This window comes from Demequina ureilytica (genome assembly GCF_048553575.1).
GTDB lineage: Bacteria > Actinomycetota > Actinomycetes > Actinomycetales > Demequinaceae > Demequina.
The window spans coordinates 420,606-442,699 of the sequence record NZ_JBLZIE010000001.1; the positions used below are offsets into that span (position 1 = coordinate 420,606).

26 protein-coding genes and 3 tRNA genes are annotated in these 22,094 nt (G+C 68.7%); 7 read left to right on the top strand and 22 right to left on the bottom strand.

Going from position 1 to position 22,094, the window contains the following annotated elements; translation table 11 throughout:
• Nucleotides 1–33 precede the first annotated feature (33 nt).
• Nucleotides 34–738 (top strand): trimeric intracellular cation channel family protein, encoded by a 705-nt coding sequence (locus ACNI3K_RS01875; RefSeq protein ID WP_419390161.1) that lies wholly within the window; start codon nucleotides 34–36, stop codon nucleotides 736–738.
• Here the strand turns inward: ACNI3K_RS01875 and ACNI3K_RS01880 are convergent.
• The gene (locus ACNI3K_RS01880) at nucleotides 735–1,631 is read right to left on the bottom strand and encodes a phosphoribosylaminoimidazolesuccinocarboxamide synthase (RefSeq protein WP_419390162.1); all 897 of its coding nucleotides are present in this window, start codon (nucleotides 1,629–1,631) and stop codon (nucleotides 735–737) included. The two genes, ACNI3K_RS01875 and ACNI3K_RS01880, sit on opposite strands and share 4 nt — an antisense overlap.
• A complete protein-coding gene (gene purD / locus ACNI3K_RS01885; RefSeq protein ID WP_419390163.1) occupies nucleotides 1,631–2,893 on the bottom strand; it encodes a phosphoribosylamine--glycine ligase in 1,263 nt (420 codons plus the stop codon). The genes ACNI3K_RS01880 and purD overlap by 1 nt, the downstream gene beginning before the upstream one ends.
• A 270-nt stretch (nucleotides 2,894–3,163) precedes the next feature.
• Between purD and ACNI3K_RS01890 the strand changes: the two genes are divergently transcribed.
• On the top strand, nucleotides 3,164–3,499 hold the full coding sequence (locus tag ACNI3K_RS01890; protein WP_419390164.1) for an ArsR/SmtB family transcription factor: 336 nt from the start codon (nucleotides 3,164–3,166) through the stop codon (nucleotides 3,497–3,499).
• A 4-nt stretch (nucleotides 3,500–3,503) separates the two neighbouring features.
• Here the strand turns inward: ACNI3K_RS01890 and ACNI3K_RS01895 are convergent, their stop codons facing one another.
• The 11 genes from ACNI3K_RS01895 to ACNI3K_RS01945 all read right to left on the bottom strand — a co-directional run bounded on the left by ACNI3K_RS01895 (nucleotide 3,504) and on the right by ACNI3K_RS01945 (nucleotide 12,619).
• Nucleotides 3,504–4,802 (bottom strand): adenylosuccinate synthase, encoded by a 1,299-nt coding sequence (locus ACNI3K_RS01895; protein ID WP_419390165.1) that lies wholly within the window; start codon nucleotides 4,800–4,802, stop codon nucleotides 3,504–3,506.
• A 112-nt stretch (nucleotides 4,803–4,914) separates the two neighbouring features.
• Complete coding sequence (fbaA, locus tag ACNI3K_RS01900; protein ID WP_419390166.1) at nucleotides 4,915–5,934, bottom strand: class II fructose-bisphosphate aldolase; 1,020 nt, start codon at nucleotides 5,932–5,934, stop codon at nucleotides 4,915–4,917.
• A gap of 88 nt (nucleotides 5,935–6,022) precedes the next feature.
• Nucleotides 6,023–6,685, bottom strand: coding sequence for a metal-dependent transcriptional regulator (locus ACNI3K_RS01905; RefSeq protein ID WP_419390167.1), 663 nt, complete (start codon nucleotides 6,683–6,685; stop codon nucleotides 6,023–6,025).
• Nucleotides 6,686–6,740: 55 nt separating this feature from the next.
• A complete protein-coding gene (locus ACNI3K_RS01910; protein ID WP_419390168.1) occupies nucleotides 6,741–7,379 on the bottom strand; it encodes a TrmH family RNA methyltransferase in 639 nt (212 codons plus the stop codon).
• Between the two features lie 14 nt (nucleotides 7,380–7,393).
• A complete protein-coding gene (locus ACNI3K_RS01915) occupies nucleotides 7,394–7,666 on the bottom strand; it encodes a hypothetical protein (protein ID WP_419390169.1) in 273 nt (90 codons plus the stop codon).
• 14 nt (nucleotides 7,667–7,680) lie between these two features.
• Complete coding sequence (locus ACNI3K_RS01920) at nucleotides 7,681–8,973, bottom strand: RNA polymerase sigma factor (protein ID WP_419390170.1); 1,293 nt, start codon at nucleotides 8,971–8,973, stop codon at nucleotides 7,681–7,683.
• Complete coding sequence (locus tag ACNI3K_RS01925; protein WP_419390171.1) at nucleotides 8,970–9,329, bottom strand: YciI family protein; 360 nt, start codon at nucleotides 9,327–9,329, stop codon at nucleotides 8,970–8,972. The genes ACNI3K_RS01920 and ACNI3K_RS01925 overlap by 4 nt, the downstream gene beginning before the upstream one ends.
• Nucleotides 9,330–9,584: 255 nt before the next feature.
• A complete protein-coding gene (locus ACNI3K_RS01930; protein ID WP_419390172.1) occupies nucleotides 9,585–10,145 on the bottom strand; it encodes a LemA family protein in 561 nt (186 codons plus the stop codon).
• A 91-nt stretch (nucleotides 10,146–10,236) separates the two neighbouring features.
• Nucleotides 10,237–11,145 (bottom strand): hypothetical protein, encoded by a 909-nt coding sequence (locus ACNI3K_RS01935; RefSeq protein WP_419390173.1) that lies wholly within the window; start codon nucleotides 11,143–11,145, stop codon nucleotides 10,237–10,239.
• Nucleotides 11,146–11,199: 54 nt separating this feature from the next.
• A complete protein-coding gene (gene pyrE / locus ACNI3K_RS01940; RefSeq protein ID WP_419390174.1) occupies nucleotides 11,200–11,766 on the bottom strand; it encodes an orotate phosphoribosyltransferase in 567 nt (188 codons plus the stop codon).
• Between the two features lie 88 nt (nucleotides 11,767–11,854).
• A complete protein-coding gene (locus tag ACNI3K_RS01945; protein ID WP_419390175.1) occupies nucleotides 11,855–12,619 on the bottom strand; it encodes an SDR family NAD(P)-dependent oxidoreductase in 765 nt (254 codons plus the stop codon).
• Between the two features lie 90 nt (nucleotides 12,620–12,709).
• Between ACNI3K_RS01945 and ACNI3K_RS01950 the strand changes: the two genes are divergently transcribed.
• Nucleotides 12,710–13,501 (top strand): exodeoxyribonuclease III, encoded by a 792-nt coding sequence (locus ACNI3K_RS01950; RefSeq protein WP_419390176.1) that lies wholly within the window; start codon nucleotides 12,710–12,712, stop codon nucleotides 13,499–13,501.
• Nucleotides 13,498–14,157, top strand: coding sequence for a septum formation family protein (locus ACNI3K_RS01955; RefSeq protein WP_419390177.1), 660 nt, complete (start codon nucleotides 13,498–13,500; stop codon nucleotides 14,155–14,157). The genes ACNI3K_RS01950 and ACNI3K_RS01955 overlap by 4 nt, the downstream gene beginning before the upstream one ends.
• Nucleotides 14,158–14,191: 34 nt before the next feature.
• Here ACNI3K_RS01955 and ACNI3K_RS01960 read toward each other — a convergent pair whose 3' ends face one another.
• A complete protein-coding gene (locus ACNI3K_RS01960) occupies nucleotides 14,192–14,782 on the bottom strand; it encodes a variant leucine-rich repeat-containing protein (protein WP_419390178.1) in 591 nt (196 codons plus the stop codon).
• Nucleotides 14,783–14,990: 208 nt separating this feature from the next.
• Between ACNI3K_RS01960 and ACNI3K_RS01965 the strand changes: the two genes are divergently transcribed.
• The 3 genes from ACNI3K_RS01965 to ACNI3K_RS01975 are packed head-to-tail and all read left to right on the top strand — an operon-like array spanning nucleotide 14,991 to nucleotide 17,841.
• Nucleotides 14,991–15,623, top strand: coding sequence for a LuxR C-terminal-related transcriptional regulator (locus ACNI3K_RS01965; protein ID WP_419390179.1), 633 nt, complete (start codon nucleotides 14,991–14,993; stop codon nucleotides 15,621–15,623).
• Nucleotides 15,620–16,792: a sensor histidine kinase gene (locus ACNI3K_RS01970; protein ID WP_419390180.1), complete on the top strand. Its 1,173-nt coding sequence runs from the start codon at nucleotides 15,620–15,622 to the stop codon at nucleotides 16,790–16,792. The genes ACNI3K_RS01965 and ACNI3K_RS01970 overlap by 4 nt, the downstream gene beginning before the upstream one ends.
• Nucleotides 16,789–17,841 (top strand): DUF8320 family protein, encoded by a 1,053-nt coding sequence (locus tag ACNI3K_RS01975; protein ID WP_419390181.1) that lies wholly within the window; start codon nucleotides 16,789–16,791, stop codon nucleotides 17,839–17,841. The genes ACNI3K_RS01970 and ACNI3K_RS01975 overlap by 4 nt, the downstream gene beginning before the upstream one ends.
• On the opposite strand, the gene ACNI3K_RS01980 is transcribed toward ACNI3K_RS01975, so the two are convergent.
• The 8 genes from ACNI3K_RS01980 to ACNI3K_RS02015 form a co-directional block, all read right to left on the bottom strand.
• Complete coding sequence (locus tag ACNI3K_RS01980) at nucleotides 17,838–18,230, bottom strand: SHOCT domain-containing protein (RefSeq protein WP_419390182.1); 393 nt, start codon at nucleotides 18,228–18,230, stop codon at nucleotides 17,838–17,840. The genes ACNI3K_RS01975 and ACNI3K_RS01980 overlap by 4 nt on opposite strands.
• Nucleotides 18,231–18,341: 111 nt before the next feature.
• Nucleotides 18,342–19,976 (bottom strand): DUF885 domain-containing protein, encoded by a 1,635-nt coding sequence (locus ACNI3K_RS01985; protein ID WP_419390183.1) that lies wholly within the window; start codon nucleotides 19,974–19,976, stop codon nucleotides 18,342–18,344.
• Between the two features lie 95 nt (nucleotides 19,977–20,071).
• Nucleotides 20,072–20,144: transfer RNA gene (locus ACNI3K_RS01990), tRNA-Arg, on the bottom strand.
• A 74-nt stretch (nucleotides 20,145–20,218) separates the two neighbouring features.
• Nucleotides 20,219–20,308 (bottom strand) — tRNA-Ser (locus ACNI3K_RS01995).
• A gap of 184 nt (nucleotides 20,309–20,492) precedes the next feature.
• A tRNA-Ser gene (locus ACNI3K_RS02000) sits at nucleotides 20,493–20,580 on the bottom strand.
• A 10-nt stretch (nucleotides 20,581–20,590) separates the two neighbouring features.
• Nucleotides 20,591–21,022: a PIN domain-containing protein gene (locus ACNI3K_RS02005; protein WP_419390184.1), complete on the bottom strand. Its 432-nt coding sequence runs from the start codon at nucleotides 21,020–21,022 to the stop codon at nucleotides 20,591–20,593.
• Between the two features lie 85 nt (nucleotides 21,023–21,107).
• Complete coding sequence (locus ACNI3K_RS02010) at nucleotides 21,108–21,707, bottom strand: GTP-binding protein (RefSeq protein WP_419390185.1); 600 nt, start codon at nucleotides 21,705–21,707, stop codon at nucleotides 21,108–21,110.
• Entirely contained in the window at nucleotides 21,688–22,083 is a 396-nt protein-coding gene (locus ACNI3K_RS02015; protein WP_419390186.1) for a DUF742 domain-containing protein, read from the bottom strand. Before ACNI3K_RS02015 ends, ACNI3K_RS02010 begins: the two co-directional genes overlap by 20 nt.
• Nucleotides 22,084–22,094: the final 11 nt, after the last annotated feature.

Consider the following 22,094-nt stretch of genomic DNA (forward strand, 5'->3'; position numbering starts at 1 on the left):
GCCCGTGTTCCGAGATCGAGAGAGGGGCCTCCAGTGCTGCAGTTCATGATCGACGCGCCCGAGCTCATCGACTCCGCGCTCCAGACGCTGCAGACCGTGCTCGAATACGTGGGCACGGTGGCCTTCGCCATCTCGGGGGCTGTGGCCGCGGGGCGCAAACGGATGGACCTGGTGGGCGCCGTCGTGCTCGCGAGCATGGTCGCCGTCGGCGGCGGGACCGTGCGCGACGTGCTCCTCGACGCTCCGGTGTTCTGGATGGAGAGCCCGAGCTTCCTACTCGTCGGCGCCGGCACGGGGCTGGCGGTCGCCCTCCTCGCCCGCTGGCATCCGCCGGACCGGCTGGGCCGCTACCGGATCGTGCAGATCTCCGATGCCCTAGGGCTCGCGGTCTTCGTCGCCGTCGGCACCGGCATCGCAATCGACGCCGGGGCGAGCGCCGTCACGGCCGCGGTGATGGGCATCCTCACCGGCGTGGGCGGCGGCATCATCCGCGACATGCTCGCCAACGACGTCCCCGATGTGCTGCGCAACGGCCAGTTCTACGCCACGGCCGCGCTGGCCGGCGCGACCATCTACGCCACGCTGATCGCGCTCGACGTGCCGCGCACCGCCGTGATCTGGGTGCCGATCGCGGTGGTGCTCGCGATCCGCCTCGCCTCACTCAAATTCGGATGGGGCGTGCCCACCATCGGCGGCAAGCCCGTCGACCTGAGCGCCCACGACGACGACCCCCGCTAATGCTTGGCAAGGCGGTCGTACGCCTCCAGGTACCGCTGGCGTGTGCGCTCGACCACGTGGTCGGGGAGCTCCGGCGGCGGCGAATCTGACGCACGGTCCCACCCCGACTCCTCGGACGTCAGCCAGTCCCGTACGAACTGCTTGTCGAAACTCGGCTGTGCCCGCCCCGGCTCCCACGTATCGGCCGGCCAGAACCGGCTCGAATCGGGGGTCAGCACCTCGTCGCCCAGCACGATCGTGCCGTCGGCGTCGCGACCGAACTCGACCTTGGTGTCCGCCAGGATGATGCCCTTCGACGCCGCGATCTCGTGCGCACGGGAGTACAGCGCGAGGGTCAGGTCGCGCAGTCGTTCAGCGTCCGCGCGGCCGATGCGTTCTGCCACATTCTCGAACGTCACGTTCTCGTCGTGCTCGCCCACATCGGCCTTGGTGGCCGGAGTGAAGATCGGCTCGGGCAGGCGCGACCCGTCCACGAGCCCGTCCGGCAACGCGATTCCACAGACGGTGCCCGACTCGCGGTACTCGGCCAGCCCGGATCCGGTCAGATATCCCCTGGCCACGCATTCGACGGGGAACATGTCTAGCCGCCGGCACACCATCGCGCGGCCCGCGACCTCGTCCGGCACGGGTGCCTCGACGGTGTGGTCCGGCACGATGTCGCTCATCCGGTCGAACCACCACAGGGACAGCGCCGTCAGCACGCCGCCCTTACCTGGAATCTCGGTGGGCAGCACCCAGTCATACGCGCTGATCCGGTCGCTTGCCACGACCAGCAGGACGTCGCCGCGCGGGTGCGGCGTGGTGGGCTCGTAGAGGTCGCGCACCTTGCCCGAGTACACGTGCCGCCAGCCCGGCAGCTGCGGCGCGGTCGGCTCGGTGACGTGGCCAGGCATCAGGCGTCAGCCGCCGCAGCGAGGGCGATGTCATTGCGGTGGTGCGAGCCCGGTAGGCCGATGCGGTCGAGGGCCTCGTACGCCGTCGCCCTGGCATCGGCGAGTGTGGCGCCCGTTCCCACCACGGACAGCACGCGGCCGCCCGCGGCGACCAACTGACCTTCGTCGTCCCTTGCAGTACCCGCGTGCAGCACGTGGGCGCCGCTCACCTCTTCTGCGGCGTCCGTCCCCATGATCGGGTCACCGCCGCGCACGTTCTCCGGATAGCCGTGAGCGGCGAGCACCACGGTGACGGCGGCGTCATCGCGCCACTCCAGCGGCGGCAGGTCTGCCAGGCGGCCCTCCGCCGCCGCTAGCAGCACGCCGCCCAGCGGGGTCGCGAGCCGCGCGAGCACCGACTGCGTCTCGGGGTCGCCGAACCGCGCGTTGAACTCGACCACGCGCATGCCCTTGCTGGTGAGCGCGAGGCCGCAGTACAGGACGCCCTGGAACGGCGTGCCACGGCTCGCCATCTCGTCCACCGTGGGCTGGGCGACGGTGCGCACCACCTCGTCGACCAGACCGGCGGGCGCCCATGGCAGCGGCGAGTAGGCGCCCATGCCGCCGGTGTTGAGCCCGGCGTCGCCGTCGTAGGCGCGCTTGAAGTCCTGCGCGGGCTGCAACGGCACCACCGTGGTGCCGTCGCAGAGACAGAAGAGGGACACCTCGGGCCCGTCGAGGAACTCCTCGACCACGATCACGCCACCGAGGTCGAGGATCGCGGCACCGTGCGCAGTCGCCTCCGTGAGGTCGTAGGTCACCACGACGCCCTTGCCTGCGGCCAGGCCGTCGTCCTTCACCACGTAGGGTGCGCCGAACTCGCCGAGAGCGGCGGCCAACTCCTCGCGCGTGCGGCACACGCGCGGCTCAGCAGTCGGTACGCCCGCCGCGGCCATGATCTCCTTCGCGAAGGCCTTCGAGCCCTCGAGCATCGCGGCCTGTGCCGTGGGGCCAAAGCAGGGAATCCCGACCTCGCGTACGGCATCGGCCACGCCGGCTACCAGCGGCGCCTCGGGTCCGACCACCACGAGGTCCGCGCGCACATTGACCGCGAGAGCAGCGATAGCAACGCCGTCGTTAGGGTCCTGCGAGTGCAACGTCGCGAGCTGGCCCAACCCCGGGTTGCCAGGGACGGCGTGCAGCTCCTCGACGTCGGGGTCCAGATGGAGGGAGCGGGCGAGCGCATGCTCACGGGCCCCCGAGCCGACGATCAGTACCTTCACGCGAGCGAGTCTATCGACGCGAGACCGTTCAGCCTTCGATCAGCCCAGTGAACAGGCGCAACCCATCGCGGTCGCCGGCAACCCGCGTTCAACGATGGCGGTGCCGCACTCACCCCGGACCGCGCGACGGCCCGGTTCGCCGCATTGTCCCCCCGCGGCGATGCGCCGCGGCTCCTCCACAGCCGGGGGACACGTTTCTCTTCGAGGCATTCTCGGATTTCCTAGGATGCCTGAAACGACCGCCACCACCCGGTGCGAGAGGAGCCCGCGATGGCCTCGATCGAGGACGAAGCCTTCTTCGACCGGGTCGAACCGGATGTCCAACTTCGGCGTACGCTCACGGCGCTGGACGACCCCGCGCGCCGGTTCCTGCTTGAACTGCTGGCCGACTGCGACGCGACTGCTGGCGACCTCGCCGCATCAGCCGCAGTGAACTTTGGCATCTCGGCCAAGCGCGGCTCGCAGCACCTACGGGTGCTCGCCGAGGCCGAACTGGTCGACGTCTACCCAGACGGGCCATGGCGCTCCTACCGGATCAGGCCAGGCGGAGGCGAAGTAGTCGTGGAGTGGCTCGCGCGACTCGAGCAAGCCGCGCGTTTCGACTAGCCGACTACTCCCCGCGGGCGTGCAGCAGGTCGTGGTTGACGATGATCTCGTCGCGGCCGGGACCCACGCCGATTGCGCTGATGCGGCAGTTGGACACCTTCTCGAGCGCGAGCACGTAGTCCTGCGCGGTCTGTGGCAGGTCCGCGAACTCGCGCGCTGCGGAGATGTCCTCGGTCCACCCTGGCAGGTACTCGTACACGGGCGTCGCAGCGGCGAAGGCGGCCTGATCCTGCGGCAGCTCCTCGTAGCGCACACCGTCCACCTCGTATGCGACGCATACCGGGATCTGCTCGAGCCCGGTGAGCACGTCAAGCTTGGTCAGCACGAAGTCGGTGAGGCCGTTGATGCGCGCCGAATAGCGCGCGATGACCGCGTCGTACCAACCGCATCGGCGCGGGCGCCCCGTAGTGGTGCCGAACTCGTGCCCCACCTGAGCCAGGTGCTCGCCGTTCGCGTCGAACAGCTCCGTGGGCATCGGCCCCTCGCCCACGCGCGTCGTGTACGCCTTAACGATGCCGATCACCGAGTCGATGCGTGTGGGTCCCACGCCGGAACCGGTGCAGGCGCCGCCGGCAGTCGCGCTCGAGCTGGTAACGAACGGGTACGTGCCGTGGTCCACGTCCAGCATGGTGGCCTGACCGCCCTCAAACAGCACGGTCTCGCCACGATCGAGTGCCTGGTTGAGCACCAACGACGTGTCCGTCACCATGGGCGCGAGCCGGTCGCGGTACTGGAGGAGCTCCTCGACAACCTCTTCGACCTCGATCGCGCGGCGGTTGTAGACCTTCACGAGCAGGTGGTTCTTCTGCTCGAGAGCGCCCTCGATCTTGTCGCGCAACAGCTGCTCGTCGAACAGATCACCCATGCGGATGCCAAGCCGGTTGATCTTGTCCGCGTATGCGGGTCCGATGCCGCGGCCGGTCGTACCGATCTTGCGCTTGCCGAGGAACCGCTCGGTGACGTTGTCGAGAGTGCGCGCATACGGCGCGATGACGTGGGCCGCGTTCGAAATGAGCAACTTCGAAGGGTCAACGCCGCGCTCGATCAACGCATCGATCTCGCTGAACAGCACGCCGATATCGACCACCACGCCGTTGCCGATCACCGGCGTCACATCAGGGGTGAGGATTCCCGACGGCAGCAGGTGGAGCGCGAACTTCTGGTCACCGATCACCACCGTGTGACCGGCGTTGTTGCCGCCGTTGAACTTCACCACATAGTCGACGCGGCTTCCCAGCACGTCCGTGGCCTTGCCCTTGCCTTCGTCGCCCCACTGGGCACCGACAATCACTACACCGGGCACTGGGCCCTCCCCTCACCCCGGAACTCGGCCGGGGGCTTGGTACATCTCGAGACTTACGTAGTGGAGCCCCGGGCGTCTGCCGACTCCCGGGGCTCCACCTGACGCGATTCGGTCAGATCTTCTTGCCGGCGGAGCCGAGCTGCTGGCATGCCTCGATCACGCGGGCCGCCATGCCTGCCTCGGCCAGCTTGCCCCAGGCGCGCGGGTCGTAGGCCTTCTTGTTGCCCCACTCACCGTCGACCTTGAGCACGCCGTCGTAGTTCTTCATCATGTGGTCGACCACCGGACGGGTGTACGCGTACTGCGTGTCCGTGTCGACGTTCATCTTGATGACGCCGTGGCCGACGGCGATCGAGATCTCCTCGGCCGTCGAGCCGGAGCCGCCGTGGAACACGAGGTCGAAGGGCTTGTCCTTGCCGACCGATGCTCCAACGGCGGTCTGGATCTCACCGAGGATCTCGGGGCGCAGCTTGACGGAGCCGGGCTTGTAGGAGCCGTGCACGTTGCCGAACGTGAGCGCGGTCAGGTAGCGGCCCTTCTCGCCGGTGCCGAGCGCCTCGACCGTCTTCAGGCCGTCCTCGATCGTCGTGTACAGCTTGTCGTTGATCTCGGCGGCGTAGCCGTCCTCTTCGCCGCCCACGACGCCGATCTCGACCTCGAGGATCGTCTTCGCGGCCTGCGACAGCTCGAGCAGCTCGGCTGCAAGCGACAGGTTCTGGTCGATCGGCACAGGCGAGCCGTCCCACATGTGCGACTGGAAGATGGGCTCCTGGCCGTTCTTCACGCGCTCGGTCGAGGCCGCGAGCAGGGGGCGCAGCCATGAGTCGACGTAGTCGGGGTGGCAGTGGTCGGTGTGCAGCGCGATCGTGACGCCGTAGGAGTCGGCCACCTCACGGGCATACGCGGCGAGCGCAAGAGAACCGATGACCTGGTCCTTGATGGTGGAACCGGACGCATACTGACCGCCGCCCACGGAAACCTGGAGGATGCCGTCGGACTCGGCCTCCGCGAAGCCCTGAATGGCCGCGGTGATCGTCGACGACGATGTGATGTTGATGGCCGGGAACGCGTACGAGCCACTCTTGGCGGCATCGAGCATTGCGTTGTAGGACTCTGGGTTGGCGAGTGCCATGCGTCTCTCCTGAAGTAGTGGGAAATGAACCGACACCCATTCTGTCAGACTTCGCCGACAGGCGGCATGGGCCGGGGGTCCCGGCGGCTCAGCCCGCGTGTTCGGTGAGGATGACGCGCGCTGCAGGAATGCCGAGCGTCACGCCGGTGCCAGCGATGGACAGGTCGATGGTTCCCGCCGCCGTCCGGCGCGCATGCACCTCCACCACTGCGCCGATGTCAATGCCTACCTCCCGCAGATGGCGCAGCAGCGCAGGATCGTCGTCCGAGACCCGGGCCACCCGCACGCGCTGACCCTCCGCCACGGAAGCGAGATCGGTCTGTTCCTCCGCGGGGAGGGAGCCGTCGGCTCCGGGGATCGGGTCGCCGTGGGGATCGTGGGTAGGCTCGCCCAGCCGGGTCGCGAGCCGCTCGACGAACTCGTCGGAGACGGCGTGCTCGAGCACCTCGGCCTCGTCGTGAACCTCGTCCCACGCGTAGCCGAGGTAGTCGACGAGGAACGTCTCGATCAGGCGGTGCTTGCGGACCGTGGCGAGCGCAATGGTGCGACCGGACGCGGTGAGGTCGACGCTGCCGTAGCGCTCGTGGGTGAGGAGCCCGCGCTCGGTCAGCTTGCGCACGATCTCGGACACAGACGACGGCGACAGCCCCAACCGTGCAGAGAGTGCGGTGACGGTGACCGGAGCGTCGGACCACTCGCCCGCGTTCCACACGGCCTTGAGGTAGTCCTCAATGGTCGTCTCAGTCGCCATGGTGCCCTTCCCGTCGGCCGTCGCCTTCGAGCATAGTGACCGCGCCTTCCTGCGGTCAGCGGTGCCCCGCGTCGATGTCGGCGTGCTGACGGATCCACGAGTGCATGGCGATCGACGCCGCAGCGCCGGCGTTGATCGACCTCGTCGAGCCATATTGCGCAATCGCGAGGGTGGCGCCCGCGACCTCGCGCATCGGGTCGGAGAGACCGGTCGACTCCTGGCCGAATACCAGCACACACGCACGTGGCAGGGTCGCAGTCTCGAGGGGAACGGAACCGGGCAGATTGTCGACCCCGATCACCGGCAGGCCCTCAGCCTTCGCCCATGCCACGAACTCCTCGACGGATGCGTGGTGACGGACGTGCTGATAGCGGTCTGTGACCATGGCGCCACGCCTGTTCCAGCGCCGGCGGCCCACGATGTGCACCTCGCGGGCCAGGAAGGCGTTGGCGGTGCGCACCACGGAGCCGATGTTGAAATCGTGCTGCCAGTTCTCGATCGCCACATGGAACGGGTGGCGCCGCTCGTCAAGGTCCGCAACGATGCTCTCGTGGCGCCAGTAGCGGTAGCCATCAGCGACGTTCCGGCGGTCGCCGTCGCGCAGCAGCTCGGGATCGAGTCGCGGGTCGTCGGGCCACGCGCCTTCGCCATCCGGGTAGGGCCCGACTCCGTGCTCTGGGGGGACGTCGTTCACCGGCTCAGGCTACGTCAGCATCCCTCGGGCGGCCGCGCGTCGAGTGCGGTGCTCAACGTGTTCATCCGCATCCACGCCGGGCCCACATCCGCCAGCGTGTCGGGATCGTGCGCGACGTCGTCGCGCACCACAGAGTCATGGATGTTGGACATGGTGATCCCGTGCCAGTGGTGGGTGATGACGGCGTCGCCTTCGAACCTCCGGCTCTGGATGCGCCCGTCAAGAAAGCTGACGATGCCCTGCAACGGACCGCAGAACTCCGTCCGCTCGCCCTCGCAGTTCACCACGACGCTGTTCTTGATCAGGTCCCGATGCGGCTGCTCGGCACGGGATCCCGGCGCCTGCCGGGCCCGGTGCCATCGATCTGCGCGACACGCGAGAGGGCGAAGGCCACCTCTGACGGATTGTCGGTCAGCGCTGCCGCACGTTCCCACGCACGCCTGGCCTCGGCCGAGCGCCCCAGCCTGCCAAGCAGGTGCCCCCGCGCCGCGTGACGCAGGTGAAAGGTGTCGAGTCCGGGTACACCATCGATGGCGGCGAGCCCCTTGACGGGGCCCTCCGACTCCGCGACTGCGACGGCACGATTGAGCGCTACCACCGGGCTCGGGGCCATCCGCATGAGCAGGTCATACAGCCGAACCACGCGGTCCCATCGCGCGGTACCGGACGCGTGCTCGGCCGCGATGAGCGCCTGCACTTGCCACGGTCCGAGTCGACGCTGCGCCATGGCCATGGCCAGCACGCGATGCCCCTTGGCGATCAAGCCGCGGTCCCACTTCGCCCGATCCTGGTCGGCGAGAGGTACGAGAACCCCGTCGGCGTCGACGCGCGCAGCCTCGCGCGAGCGGTGAAAGAGCTGCAGCGCAAGCAAGCCCCCCAACTCGGGCTCTCCTGGCAAAGCGTCGGCGGCGGTCGCCGTCAGCCGGATCGCCTGGTCCGCGAGTTGCGCCCGCGTGAGCGTACCGGCGTCTGCGGTGCTTGCGAGATACCCCTCGTTGAAGATCAGTGAGAGCACTGTGGCCAAGGTCTCGGCACGCTCGGACAGGTCCGCAGGGATCACGAGTGGAATACGCGCCGCCCTGATCTTGCGCTTGGCGCGGACGATGCGCTGCGCGATCGTCGCCTCTGGCACCAGATAGGCCGCGGCGATCTCGGCAGTGGTGAGTCCGCCGACGAGGCGGAGCGTCAGCGCGACCTGAACATCCCGCGCGAGTGCTGGGTGGCAGCACAGCAGCATCAGCCGCAGTTGCTCGTCGCCGACCTCGGTGAGTTCCTCGATGGGCCGACGGCCGTCATCTTCCGCTGAGGCAGGCTCAAGCAGCGGAGCGGAAGCCGATGCGCGCCGTTTCGCGGTCTGAGCGCGCCTCCACCGGTCTATCGCACTATTGCGAGCCACGGTGTAGATCCATGCCGCGGGGTTGTCGGGGACCGCGCCCTTGGTCCACGCTGCGGCCGCTCTGAGGTAGGCGTCCTGAATGCTCTCCTCAGCCAGATCCAGGTCATAGCCGCGGTCGGCGAGGAGGGCGAGAATCCTCCCGCCCTCCTCGCGCGCGACGCGTGTGAGCGCGTCGGCCGCAGTCTGCGACGTCGTCACATGAACGCTGACAAGTCCATGATCGGCCGCACCTCGACGGCGCCCTCGCCGACCGGGAGCTTGCGGACCCACTCGATCGCATCGTCGAGCGTGTCGACGTCGATGAGGTAGAAGCCGCCGAGGTGCTCCTTGAGTTCCACGAAAGGTCCGTCGATCACATGCGTGGCGCCCTCCTTGTGCCGCACAGTGGTCGCGGTCTCGGTCGGCAGCAGCGCCTCGCCCGCCACGAATGCCCCAGCGGCCGTCAGTTCCTCGTCGTAGTCGGTCCAACCCTTCATGTAGGCGTCGAACTCCGGGTCACCCGGCTCGGGGGACGGCAAAGTAGGGTCAGAGGCGATGATCAACAGATAGCGCATGTCGGTCTCCTTGGATGTACGAGCCCGGGCCAGCCCCGAGTCTCACCCTCATGACGCAGCACTGAGGCCACATCGACACCCCCGGCGCCAGGTTGCCGTGTCCGCGCCTCAACGTCCCCATGCTGGCGGACCCACGCGTGCATCGCAATGGTTGAGGAGGCACCGGGGTCAATGGACCGCGCCGGGGGTCATTGGGCCACGCGGGCTCTCCGCCCGGACGCGCCCCACGCCCGGCTCCGGGAGGGCCGTCACCCGCTAGAAGGAGACGTTCGGTGCCTGGCGCGCGGCCGGGTCCTCGGTCTCGAAGTACTCCTCGCGCGAGAAGTGGAACATCCCCGCGATGACGTTGACGGGGAACGTTTCGATCTTGGTGTTGAGCGCGCGCACGTTCGCGTTGTAGAACCGCCTCGCAGCGGCCACCCGGTCCTCGGTGTTGGTGAGCTCCTGCTGGAGCTGCATGAAGTTCTGGTCCGCTTTGAGGTCCGGATACGCCTCCGCGACCGCGAACAGACGGCCGAGCGCCTGAGTGAGCACGTTCTCCTGCTGGGCCTGCTCGGCCGGCGTCGAGCCAGGAGCGGCGGCGATCGTGCGCGCCTGCGTGACAGCCTCGAGGGTCTCGCGCTCGTGCTTCGCGTAGCCCTTGACTGTCTCGACCAGATTGGGGATCAGGTCGTGACGGCGCTGCAGCTCGACGTCGATCTGGCGCCAGGCCTCCTGCACCAGGTTTCGCAGGCGCACCAGAGCGTTGTACTGCACAATCGCCCAGATCACGACCATGACGATGATCGCGCCGAGCGCGAGGAAGAACCACTCCATGTCACATACCCCTGAGGTCGATGGCGGGGCACGCCCGCCGAGCGTCACGAGCCTATCGACGTTCCCCGGTGGACACTAGCCGCACCGCCATTCAGCCCAGCTGGCGCCAGTCCTCGATGCCGTCGCCGTCAGCATCGACGCCGATGCCCGTGTAGCGGCGGGAGGTGAGGGCACCCGGCTCGATGGCCCACGCCGGCCCCGTGAGCGGGCGCGTGGCGGCATCTCCATGCCGCACCTTGTACCCGAGCTCGGTGAACTCGCGGATCACGTGCGCGGGGATCCGGCGCGCGATGCCGGACACGACGGCCAACCGTCGGGCCAGATCATGCGCGCCTTGGCGACCGGCCGTCCAGACGTACACCGCGCCACCCTCGATACGGACCGCCATGCCCTCGACGTCGGAGTACAGCAGCCGCTCGATCATGCGCGGATCGATGACGGCGTGCCCGTAGCGGGCGTCATCGCACAGCACCCGCCACCGCACATTGAACTCGTGGGACTCCACGTCGATGTCGCGACCGCCGAGCGCCTTCGCGAGCGTGGCGGGCAGGCTCTGAGGCACGATGTCGATGCGCGGCAGCGCTACGGGCAGTTCCGCCATCGTCACCTGGTACGCGTGCACCGTGGCCGGTGCTCCGCGCTCGCGAGCAATCTCGTAGACCTGCGCGAAGGTCGCACACCGCTGCCCGTTGAACTCGCCGCGCACCACGGACTCTTGCCGGCGAGCGCCTCCCTCGCCGAAGGGGAAGGAGGCGAACCGCGAGTCGTACTCGAAGGATCGGGCGAGGTACTCCCACCCGTGAGAGTGCGCGAACGTCTGATACTCGTCGTGGAGGCGCCGGGCGCGCGTGAAGTCATACGCCGACCACGCTCCACCGCCCAGCAACGCCACCGCCGCAAGCGCCAGCAGCCAGCCCGAGCCGTTCGTGCCCACGACGGCGGCCACGCAGATCGCCGCGACGGCGATCCCGCCGCCGAGCGCTCGCATGTGGCGCACCATGGCGGTCAGACTACTCGCGGCGTGCCAGCCCCGGAAGGGCAGCGTGCGCGTTGACTACGACAGTCCTAGGTCATCGAGTCCGAACAGCGACAGGTACGGCAGGCCCTCAGCCTCGATGCGCTCGCGGGCACCGGTATCGCGATCCACGATCACCGCAACGGCCGCGACGGTGGCTCCAGCTTCCCGGATCGCCTCCACTGCGGTCAGGACGGAGCCGCCGGTGGTCGACGTGTCCTCGACGGCCACTACCGTGCGCCCCGCAATGTCGGGGCCTTCGATCCGCCGCTGCAGGCCGTGCGCCTTGTTCTCCTTGCGCACGACGAAGGCATCGAGCTCGAGCCCACGCGAGGCGGCAGCGTGCAGCAGTGCCGTCGCGACTGGGTCCGCGCCGAGGGTGAGGCCCCCCACCGCGTCGATGTCGGCCGGCCCGAACCCCGCCACCTCGAGCTGATCGAGGAGCACGTGGCCCACGAGCGGTGCCGCGCGGTGATGCAGAGTGATCCGGCGCAGGTCGACGTAGTAGTCGGCCTCCTTGCCCGAGGCCAGCGTGATGCGGCCGTGCACCACGGCCAGATCGGTGATCAGATCGCGGAGCTGTTCGCGAGGAGTCCCAGTAGTCATGCGGTCACAGTACCGGCGGTGATGGGGCAGGCGCGGGACCGGGAGGGGCGGCCGATGCGCGGGCTGAGCCACGCTGGACAGTGTCCGCTCAGTTGCGGCGCAGGGATCCCGAGCGACGCGTGGCCGCACCGGGCAGCATGCGCAGCAGGCCCACGCCTGCGGCGTAGCGAGCGCTGGGCGTCACGACGATGGCCTTGCGGCGCACACCGGCAAGAGCGGCCTCGACCACCTTCTCGGACGACAGCCACGCGATGTCGGGGTACTCGCTCTTCATGTATTCGAGATCCGGGCCGTCGTGGAACTCGGTGCGCACGAGCCCGGGCACCAGCGCCGTGGCCGAGACACCCGTGCCGTGGAGCTGACCCGCGAGGGCCTCGGTGAAGTCCCGCACCCAGCGCTTGTGCGCCGCATACGTGCTGTTCGACAGGTGGGCGGCGACCGAGGACACGTTGAGGATTGCCCCGTGGCCGCGAGACGTCATGGACTTCGCCGCTGCCTGCGACAGTTGCAGCGTCGCGGTGACGAGCACGTCAAGCGCCGCCCGCTCCTCCTCCCACGTCGTGGAGAGCATGCCGCGACCGAGTCCGTAACCCGCGTTGTTGATGAGCAGGCTCACGGGAGACGCCTCGTCACCGATTCGCTCTGCGACGGCGGCCCTGCCCTCTTCAGTGGACAGGTCCGCCACGAGAATCTCTGCCTGCACGCCCGCTGCGCCCCGGATCGTGTCTGCAAGCTCGGAGAGCCGGTCGCGGTTGCGCGCGACCAGTACGACGTCGTGCCGCGCGGTAGCCAGCTGCCAGGCGAACTCCTCGCCCAGCCCCCTGCTCGCGCCGGTGATCAGTGCGGTAGCCATGTTGCCCAGGGTACGCCGCGCCCACGTGGCGCCGGCGCGACCAAGCCCACGCGAGCGCATCGGCCGCACGCCTCCCGGTAGCGTGGGAGCATGCGCCTCGCCACCTGGAATGTGAACTCCATCCGTGCCCGCTGCGACCGCGTGGTCGAGTGGCTGGAACGCACCGACACGGACGTGCTCGCGATGCAGGAGATCAAGTGCAAGCCAGAGCAGTTTCCGCTGGCGCCCTTCGAGGCCGCGGGCTACGAGGTAGCGCTGCACGGGCTGGGCCAGTGGAACGGTGTCGCGATCGCATCGCGCGTGGGCCTGTCCGACGTCGACACCCAGTTCCCGGGCCAGCCCGCCTTCGGCAAGCCTGGGCAAGAACCGGTGGTCGAGGCACGGGCCATCGGCGCCACGGCCGGGGGCGTGCGAGTGTGGAGCCTGTACGTGCCGAACGGTCGAGGCCTGAACGACCCGCACTACACGTACAAGCTCGAGTTCCTGCGCACGCTGCGCGAGGCCGCAGCCGGGTGGGCGGACGAGCCGACCGCGCTCGTGGGGGACTTCAATGTGGCACCCACCGCCGAGGACATCTGGTCCGAAGAGGACTCGGAAGCGGAGACCCACATCACCGAGGCCGCGCGCGCGGCATTCGCCGACTTCACCGAGGCCGGCTACGTCGAACTGTCGCGCCGCCACCTGCCGGAGCCCCATAAGTACACGTTCTGGGACTACAAGCAGCTGCGATTCCCCCGTGACGAGGGCATGCGCATCGACTTCATCTACGGGTCGCAGTCACTCGCGGATCGCACCACCGCCGTGTCGATCATGCGTGACGAGCGCAAGGGCAAGGGCGCGTCCGACCACGTTCCCGTGGTCGCGGAGATCGACGCGCCATGAGCGGGTTCTCGCCGCCGCCAGGGCCCAGCGGCGCCACCGAGGGCTCGTCTTCGCGCGAGCCGCGAACGACTGAGCCCGCGGCCGACGCCCGTGAGACCGCCGGGCCGCGCAGCATGCTGCGCACCGGCAAGGGCGTCGCGGTAGCGGCCTGGGTAGCGATCGGTGCGGGACTGGCGCTCCTGGTGGGCGTCTCGTGGTCCGCTGCTCTCTCGTGGTCGGACCGCAACCTGGCGGAGGCCGAGTTAGGCGAGACGGGTGACCTCCACCCCATGCAGGTCGTACCAGGCATGTGCCTCGACTCCGTGGGCGACGACAGCTCGGTCGTCGACGCCGCTGTCGTGGCATGCGACGATCCCCACCTGGCAGAGGTGTTCACCGCGGCGCGGTTTGAGCTCTTCGCCTACCCCGGTGACGAGCAGATGATCGCGGACTCATTGGAGATGTGCGGCACCCGCCTCGACGAGCTGCTTCCCGAGGACTCCTCCTGGGTGGCGTGGGCCCCGTCGGAGGCCTCATGGGAGCGAGGGGACCGCGTGGCGCTGTGCATCGCGGTATTCGACGAGCCTCGCGACGAGCCGCTGAGCCCTGCCGGCATCGAGGCTCTCCAGGAAGACGAGCAGGACGACGAGCCGGCGCGCGACAGTCAGGACGCGTAGGGCGGGCTCCAGGTTCGGCGCCAACCTACGGCGCTCAAACGCGAGTGCGAACCGCTGCGGCCGCGGAGCGCGGGGCCGATTCCCGCGCGGAGATCGCCGCGTGGACTGCGGTGTCCCCGCCGGAGGCCAGCCACTCGAGAAGGCTCGCGGGCGTCGCGGGGTTGCCAGCGATCGTCGCGCGGATCTCGGGGTGGGAGTAAGCGATGCTCGCCAACTCCTGAGGCGAGGCATCCGGGCTCGCGGCGCGTTCGCGCAGCACTCGCTGGCCCCGTTCCTCGCGAACCGCGACCTCGCCGACCGGAGCCACGAAGGCCGGCATGCGACGCACGTGTGTGGCGGGGGCGGCGGCTAGCGCTGGCTGGAGGGAGCGGCTGATGGCATCACGAGCCATGACCGCGATCACGGTGATCGGGATGACGGGCAGCACCCACAGGAACTGCGCGTGGTGGACGTCCTCGATCCTCACCAAGAGTGCGGCGGACCCGATACACGCTGCGGCGCCGATGGCAAACGTCGCGCGTGACGTCGGGGTGAGTTCCACCCTCGGTAGGAACGAGGACGCCACGATGGCCAGAAAGAGGAAAGCAGTGATGACTAGGACGAACTCCTCCGCCGACCAGTACATCGCTAACCTCCCGGGCCGAGTGGCGGGAAGGACCTAAGCCCTCCCGACCTCGTTACCGAGCCTCGCATCGGCCGTCGTGACGCGGTATCCCCGCTTATGGGGGGAGAAGATGAACATTAGGTGAACGACTCGATCTCGCAGATGCGGACGCAAGCGACCGGACCGCGTATCCTGAAGCCGTCGACCAGGTGAGCCGAGGGGGTTAGACATGGAAGGGCCGCGTCGGATCGCGCTGGTCGAGGATCACGCCCTCATCGCCCGCGGCTTCTCGGATCTCATCGCTCAGGCTCCCGACCTGAAACTGGTCGCCGCGGTGGGGTCGGTGGCCGAGCTCGCCACGATCACACCCCCTCCCGTCCTCGTCGTGCTCGATCTGCGTCTCGCGGACGGATCGAACCCCGCCGCCAACATCTCCGCCATCCACGCACTCGGCGCGTACGTGCTGATCCATACCGGCGCGGAGGACCGCGCGCTGGTGCAGGCCGCAGCACGCTCGGGAGCCCTCGGCCTCGTGCGCAAGTCCTCCGACCCCGCGACCCTGCTGGCCGCGATCAGGCGCGCCGTGCGCGGCGACGCCGTCTTCAACACCGACTGGGCCGCCGCGATCGACTCGGACGCCGAGCTTCCCAATGCGCGGCTGTCGGAGCGGGAGCAAGCGGTGCTGAGCATGTACGCCTCCGGTGAGACCGCGGTGTCCGTCGCCACCGCCCTGGGCATCACCCGAGACACGGTCACCGACTACGTCAAGGCGATCCGTCGCAAGTACAGCAGCGTGGGACGCCCCGCAGCCTCCCGTGTCGACCTGTACCGGCGGGCCGTCGAGGACGGCATCCTCGAGTGAGCCGCGACATCCGGACGGCAGGCGCGCGCATGGAGCGCGTCGTCTACACGGCGTCCGGAATCGGGGCCATCGTTTTTGGCGCGCTGCTCGTCGGCGGACCCAGCGGCTTCGTTGCCCAGCGCACCCAGCTCATGCCGTGGTTCTGGGTCGGCTCACTGGTCTTCGCAATAGCACTCCCTCTGTCTCTCATCATCATCACGAGGGTGTCCGTCCCTGCGGCTCGCTGGGTCGCCCGCGCATCAGTGCTGGGCTTCATCGCGGCGCAGCTGCTGTGGGTCCCCGCCATGACAGTGCCCATGCTCGCGGACCACGGAGACCCCTGGCTTCAGGGGATCAATGCCCTCCCATCCACGCTCGCCGTGGTCGCATGGCGCAGCCGGTGGGCGTGGGCGGTTCCACTGGGACAGGGGCCCCTCGTCGCGCTCGTGCAGATCCAAGCGGCCGAGGGCCCGGCCCTGGACGCGGTGCTCAATGGGCTCGGCGCCGTGCTGTTCTGCTCGATCCTCGCCGGGACCGCCTTGGCCGTCGTCCGGGCGGCTGACGCCCAGGATGAGGCCGGCGAACGGGCTCGGACGCAAGCCTCCATCGACGCGCGCCGTCGTACGCGCGAGCAGGAGCTCGGCCGCATCGACGCGATCGTCCACGACGACATCATGTCGGTCCTGCTCACCGCCTCGCGCGCGGATCCGTCACCCGACCTCGCGGTGCAGGCCCAGCGCGCCCTCACCGCCATGACGGAGATCGCGTCGCCTGACCGGGATGCACCCGCCGAGTACACGCCGAGCGAGGTGGTGGCGCTGCTGCGCGCCACGGCCGGGGAGGTGATCGCGGATCTCGAATTCACCTACGAGCTCCGCGGGGCCGCCCACGTTCCCCGTGCGACCGTCGCTGCGCTGGCGGAGGCGCTCGCAGAGGCGCTGCGCAATGCGAGCCGCCACGCTGGTGACGGCGCCACCACCCGCGCGAACGCGGTGCTGGACGACGATGCCGTGGTGGTCACGGTCGAGGACGACGGCGACGGCTTCGATCCCCGCTCCGTGGCTGCATCCCGGCTGGGGATCCGCGTAAGCATCGAAGATCGCATGGCTGCGATCGAGGGCGGCGCCGCCTCGGTCAGCTCGCGTCCAGGCCGCGGCACCTGGGTAACGCTGATGTGGACGCGCCCATGACGGCCCCGCAGGACGGGAGCGCGGTGGAACGCACCGACGTAAGCCGACTGCTGTTCCTCAGCAGCACTCCCGCGCGGCTGCTGGTCGCACTGTTCATGGTGTCGAACGCCGTGTTCACCTTCGCGACGGCCGGTGTGCTCGAGAATCAGTGGCCCGCATTCGCCGCCATGGTGCTCGTGAACGCCGCGTCCGTGCTGCTCGTGCGCACCCACCCCGATCCCTTCCCCGCGCGCGACACAGCGATGGTGATCGCGGTGGTCGTGGCCTCGAGCATGCTGATCTCAATGGCATTGCCCGATGATGGGGAGCTGGGTAGAGCGACGTGGCATCTGGGGTCGAACACCTGGCTGCTGTTCTTCCTGGCAGTGCGTCGCAGGGCGTGGATCGCGTGGCTAGGTATGGCGCTCATGATCGTGATCACCGCCGCCTGGGGAGTGCAGTCCGGCCGGGGAGCGCTGACCGGCCTGACCATGCTCGACACGCACGTGGGCATCCTCGTGGTCGCCACGCTCTTCGCGCTCATCCTCCGGCGCACATCCGCGCGCATCAACGCACTCAACGAGCGGTCTGTCGCCTCGGCGGCCGATGCTGCGGCCAGCGATGCGGCAAGCGAAGTGCGGAGGGTGCGGGTGGCCGAGCTCGCGGAGGTGGCGGTCCCCCTGCTCCACCGCATCGTGGACGGCGGCTCCACGGACGCGGCCATGCGGCGCGAGTTCGCGCTGACGGAGGCGCTGCTGCGCGACAGCGTGCGGGGACGCTCACTCGCCGTGCCGGCAGTCGTCGAGGCGGCGTCCGACGCGCGCCGACGAGGCGTCGAGGTGACCATCCTGGACGACCGCGGGAGCGGCCCTGGAGATGGCGAGGTGCTGAGCCGGATGGTCGATGTCATCGCCTCGACACTCTCGCGCGCACATCGAGGCCGGGTGACCGTGCGCCTGCTCCCCGCCGGCCGGCAGTCCGCCCTCACGATCGTGGCGGACGACGGCGAGAGAGTCGAACGCACCGCGCTCGACGAGAGCGGTACGCCCACGCAGGACGGTCTTCGCTAGGCGAGCGCCTTGGCCTTCAGCCTCTCGTACTCATCCGGCGTGATCACGCGCGCGTCGAGCAGCTCCTTGGCGGCGCGGATCTGGCCAGCCGCACCCCCGGCCTCGTCCATCAGGCCCTTGGTGTAGTCCACCTGGGCCTCCCGGACCGCCTTCGCCGCCTCGACGTCACGCATCGCCATGCCCTTGCCGCGGGCCAATAGGTAGACGACGCTGCCGAGCACGGGAAGCAGCACGATGAGGACGAGCCAGCCCGCCTTGCCCCAGCCGCTCAGCTCGGGGTCGCGAAAGACATCGAGAATGATCCTGATGACGATCACGAAGAACGAGATCACGATCATGAACCACAGCGTGTACATGAGGATCGATAAGAAGCCCTCGAAGAAATCCATGGCGGTCGCCTTCCCGTGTGCTCGACGCCCCGCAGGCCAGGCCGGTCGCCGTCGGCGCCGATGAGGCCAGGCTAGCCATGGCCGCGAGTCAACGCGCGGCGAAGGGAGCCGCTACCCGAGCACGAGACGGCGCAAGGTCGTGAGAGGCACCATCCCGTGGCGCAGCACCCGGTCGTGGAACTCGCGGATATCGAATTCCGAGGCCGTCTCCGCCTCGGTCCGGATCGCCTGTATCTCGCGGCGCCCGATCATGTATGCGAGCGCCTGGCCCGGCAGGCCGATGTACCGGTCGACCTCGCCGGTGATCTGCTGGATGCTGAGCGGGCAGTGGGCCGCCATGTAGTCGATGGCCTCCTGCCGGCTCCACCGCAGCGCGTGCAGCCCGGTGTCGACCACGAGCCGGCACGCCCGCAGCGAGTCCGCCGCCAACATGCCCACGCGCGACAGATCCGAGGTGTACAGCCCCATCTCGTCCGCAAGCCGCTCCGTGTACAGACCCCACCCCTCGAGGTAGGACGTGACGTGGAGCTGGCGCAGAACGGGGTGAAGCTGAGTGGACTCAGCGTGCAGGGCGAACTGCAGGTGGTGGCCCGGAATCGACTCGTGGTACGTGATCGCCTCGAGCTCATAGGTCGACCACGCGCTCGGGTCCGAGGCGTTGAAGAAGAACTCGCCCGGCTTCGACCCGTCGACCGCGGGCGGCGAGTAGAAGGCCACCGGCCCTGAGGTGATCGCGTTCGCCACGCAGGCAGAGCGCGGCACGTGGGCGAACCACTCGGGTGCGGCCTCGTTCGCGCGCTCCAGCGCGGCAGTGGCATCGCGGACGATGTCCTCGCCAGAGCGGTAGTGCATCTGGGTGTCGTCGCGCAGCCGCGCGTAGATCTCCGCATTGTCGGTGGTGCCCAGCAGCGGGCCAGCGAGATCGCGGTACTCCTCCTCGAGCGCCTCGACCACCTCCAGGCCGAGCTGGTGCACCTCCGCTGGCTCCAGCGGCAGGGTCGTGTGCGCCCACACGAGGTCGCGGTAATGCTCGAGGCCTCCCTCGAGGTGCACCAGCCCTGCGTGCTCGTCGTCTCGACCGCGTTCTGCGAGGGCTCGCAGCGCATCGGCGTAGCGGCGAAGAGCCGGCCGCACCTCCGTCTCGATCACGCCCACGAGCGCCCCCGCCCATGCCTCGGGGTCGGAGGACTCGGTGGGCGGCGCCTGTGCCGCGAGCGCATCGGCGCCCGCAACCGGCTCGCTCAGATATGCCTCAACCGCATCGGCCGAGGCGGAGAGGTGGCGCGACAGGCCGATCCGGCCCTCGAGGGCCGCGGCCTGGACCGCCGCCACGAGGTCGTCGAGCAGGGGGGCGAGCGCGCTCATCTTGCGCAGGTACTGCTCGCCATGCTCGTCGGTCCGCAGCGGGAAGCGGCTCACGAACACCATCGCGAGGGGCAGCAGGCCCATTGCGGGATTGATCGCGTGAAGCTCGGAGCTCCACTGCAGCTGATGAGCCTCCGAGCGGGCGGTGAAGGCGATCGCATCCCTGAGTGCGATCTCCATGGGATCGTGCTCGTCGATCGTGAGTCCCTCGGCTTGGTCGGCGAACTCACGCAGGCGCTCCTGGCGGGCGGCCACGGCATCAGGTGCCACGTCCTCCCACTCCTCGAGGTGTTCGAGAGAGCAGTCCCACAGGTGGCGGTTGATGTCCGTCGTCTGGCGGTAGGCGTAATACTCGTCGGCAAGGGTGATGAGAGCGCTCATGTGCACGACTCTAATCCCGTCCCGGCGGTGGCGGGAATGCGCGTGGAACGACAAAAGCCCCCACCGCAGCAGCGGTAGGAGCCTTAAGTCGTGAGCGCGCCCGGAGGGATTCGAACCCCCAACCTTCTGATCCGTAGTCAGATGCTCTATCCGTTGAGCTACGGGCGCACGGCCGCGCGGGCCGAGTCACGAGTATACAGCCTCGCCGATGCCCGCCCGTCCGGGCGGAACATCGGCTCTCGTGGCGGAGACGGTGGGATTTGAACCCACGGATGGGTTACCCCATCACATCCTTAGCAGGGATGCACTTTCGGCCGCTCAGTCACGTCTCCCGATTGGTCCAGCACAGCGTACCGGTCCCATGGCGCACGGAGCAAAGCGGCTCCGTTCCCCTCGTCCGGCACTGGTGGTCGCCTGGGGGCCGGACCGCCGCCCTGTCCGGCAGTTGCCGACCAGGGGTGCCGGACAGGAGCTCCGGAGCCACTCCAGGCGACAGTGAGTGCCGGACAGGAAGAGCGGAGAGTGCGGGATTCGAACCCGCGGAGGCGGGTTACGCCTCAACAGTTTTCAAGACTGTCACCTTAGGCCGCTCGGTCAACTCTCCTTGGCGCGTGCTACGCGCCAGCCGTGCCATTGTGCCAGCCCTGCGGCAGTCCTGGTGAGACCACCGCCAACTCGTACAGCTCCGCCGCCTGAGCGAACTCGGCGTCGTACGTGGCCACCGTGTCGATCGAGGGATGAGCGACCGCCGCGCCGAGGTGAAGCGCCGCGAACGGCTTCAGCACCGCTGCCGCGTGCGTCGACACGGAGACGTTCTCGTCGGAGAATCGGATCACCGGAATGGTGCGCCGCACCTGGTCGACGATGTCGTATGCCCGGCCCTTGGTCTCCCGCGGGAACAGCTCCGCCGCCTGGCGCAACTCGGTGAGCCCCAGCTGAGTCATGGCGACGTCGTCGATGCGTGGCACCGCCCAGGCGTTCCACTCGTCGAAGTACTTCACGCCCGGCAGGAACCTGCAGAGCGCGGAGCCGTCGAGATAGATCACCCGTCCACACTATCGCCGCAGCGGCCGGACGGACTTCCAGACAATCCGCACAAGGGTGGTATTGGTGCCTCCTTGCGCGCCGGCGCTACGGGGCCAACTGACGCATCGCGAGCTGCACGACCGCGATCAGGGCCTGCTTGGTCGCCGCCTTCTCGCGTGCATCGGTGTACATGACGGGCACACCGGCAGGGATACCAAGGGCCTCGCGAACGTCCTCGAGAGTATGGCGGGCGACGCCATCGAAGCAGTTCACACACACCACGAACGGAACGCCGCGCCCCTCGAAATAGTCGACGGCCGGGAAGCACTGGTCGAGACGCTCGGTGTCCACCAGCACGACCGCGCCGATCGCACCGCGCACCAGGTCGTCCCACATGAACAGGAACCGGTCTTGGCCGGGGGTGCCGAACAGGTACAGCCACAGCGAACCCGGGAGCGCGATGCGCCCGAAGTCCATGGCCACCGTGGTGGTGGTCTTGCGGTCCGTCACGCCGCCGGCGTCATCGATACCGATCGACTTTTCCGTCATCGCGGCCTCGGTGTTCAACGGGTCGATGTCCGAGATCGACCCGATGAACGTGGTCTTGCCCACCGCGAAGCCGCCGGCGATGACGATCTTGACGACGGTGGGGGCGATGTGGGGCGCGGGGGTCGCGACCGCCGCGTCAGAGGGCTGCGATGCCATCGAGGACACTCTCCAGAAGGCTCAGGGACAGACCGCCGGACTCGTCATGGGTGGACGTGTCGTCGGCCGTTCCGCCGGTGTAGATCGTCAGGTAATTTTCTTCAGCAAGATCCGTCACCAGCACGCGGACCACGCCCAGCGGAAGCCGGGTGTGGGCCGAGAGCTCGGCAACAGATTGATATTGACCCGTAGCAAGCTGCAGGATCGTCTTCTTCTCGGGGGTCAGCCCCTTCAAAGCCTGTGGATCGGAGCGCGCCTCGACCAGCGCCTCCATCGGGAGGCCCGTGGTCGCCGCGCTCACTCGGCCGCCGGTGACGGCATACGGACGGACCCCGTACGTCTCGTCGTCGCCGAAGGGCGTCGTCGCGTCTGTCATGGCGGCCGTCT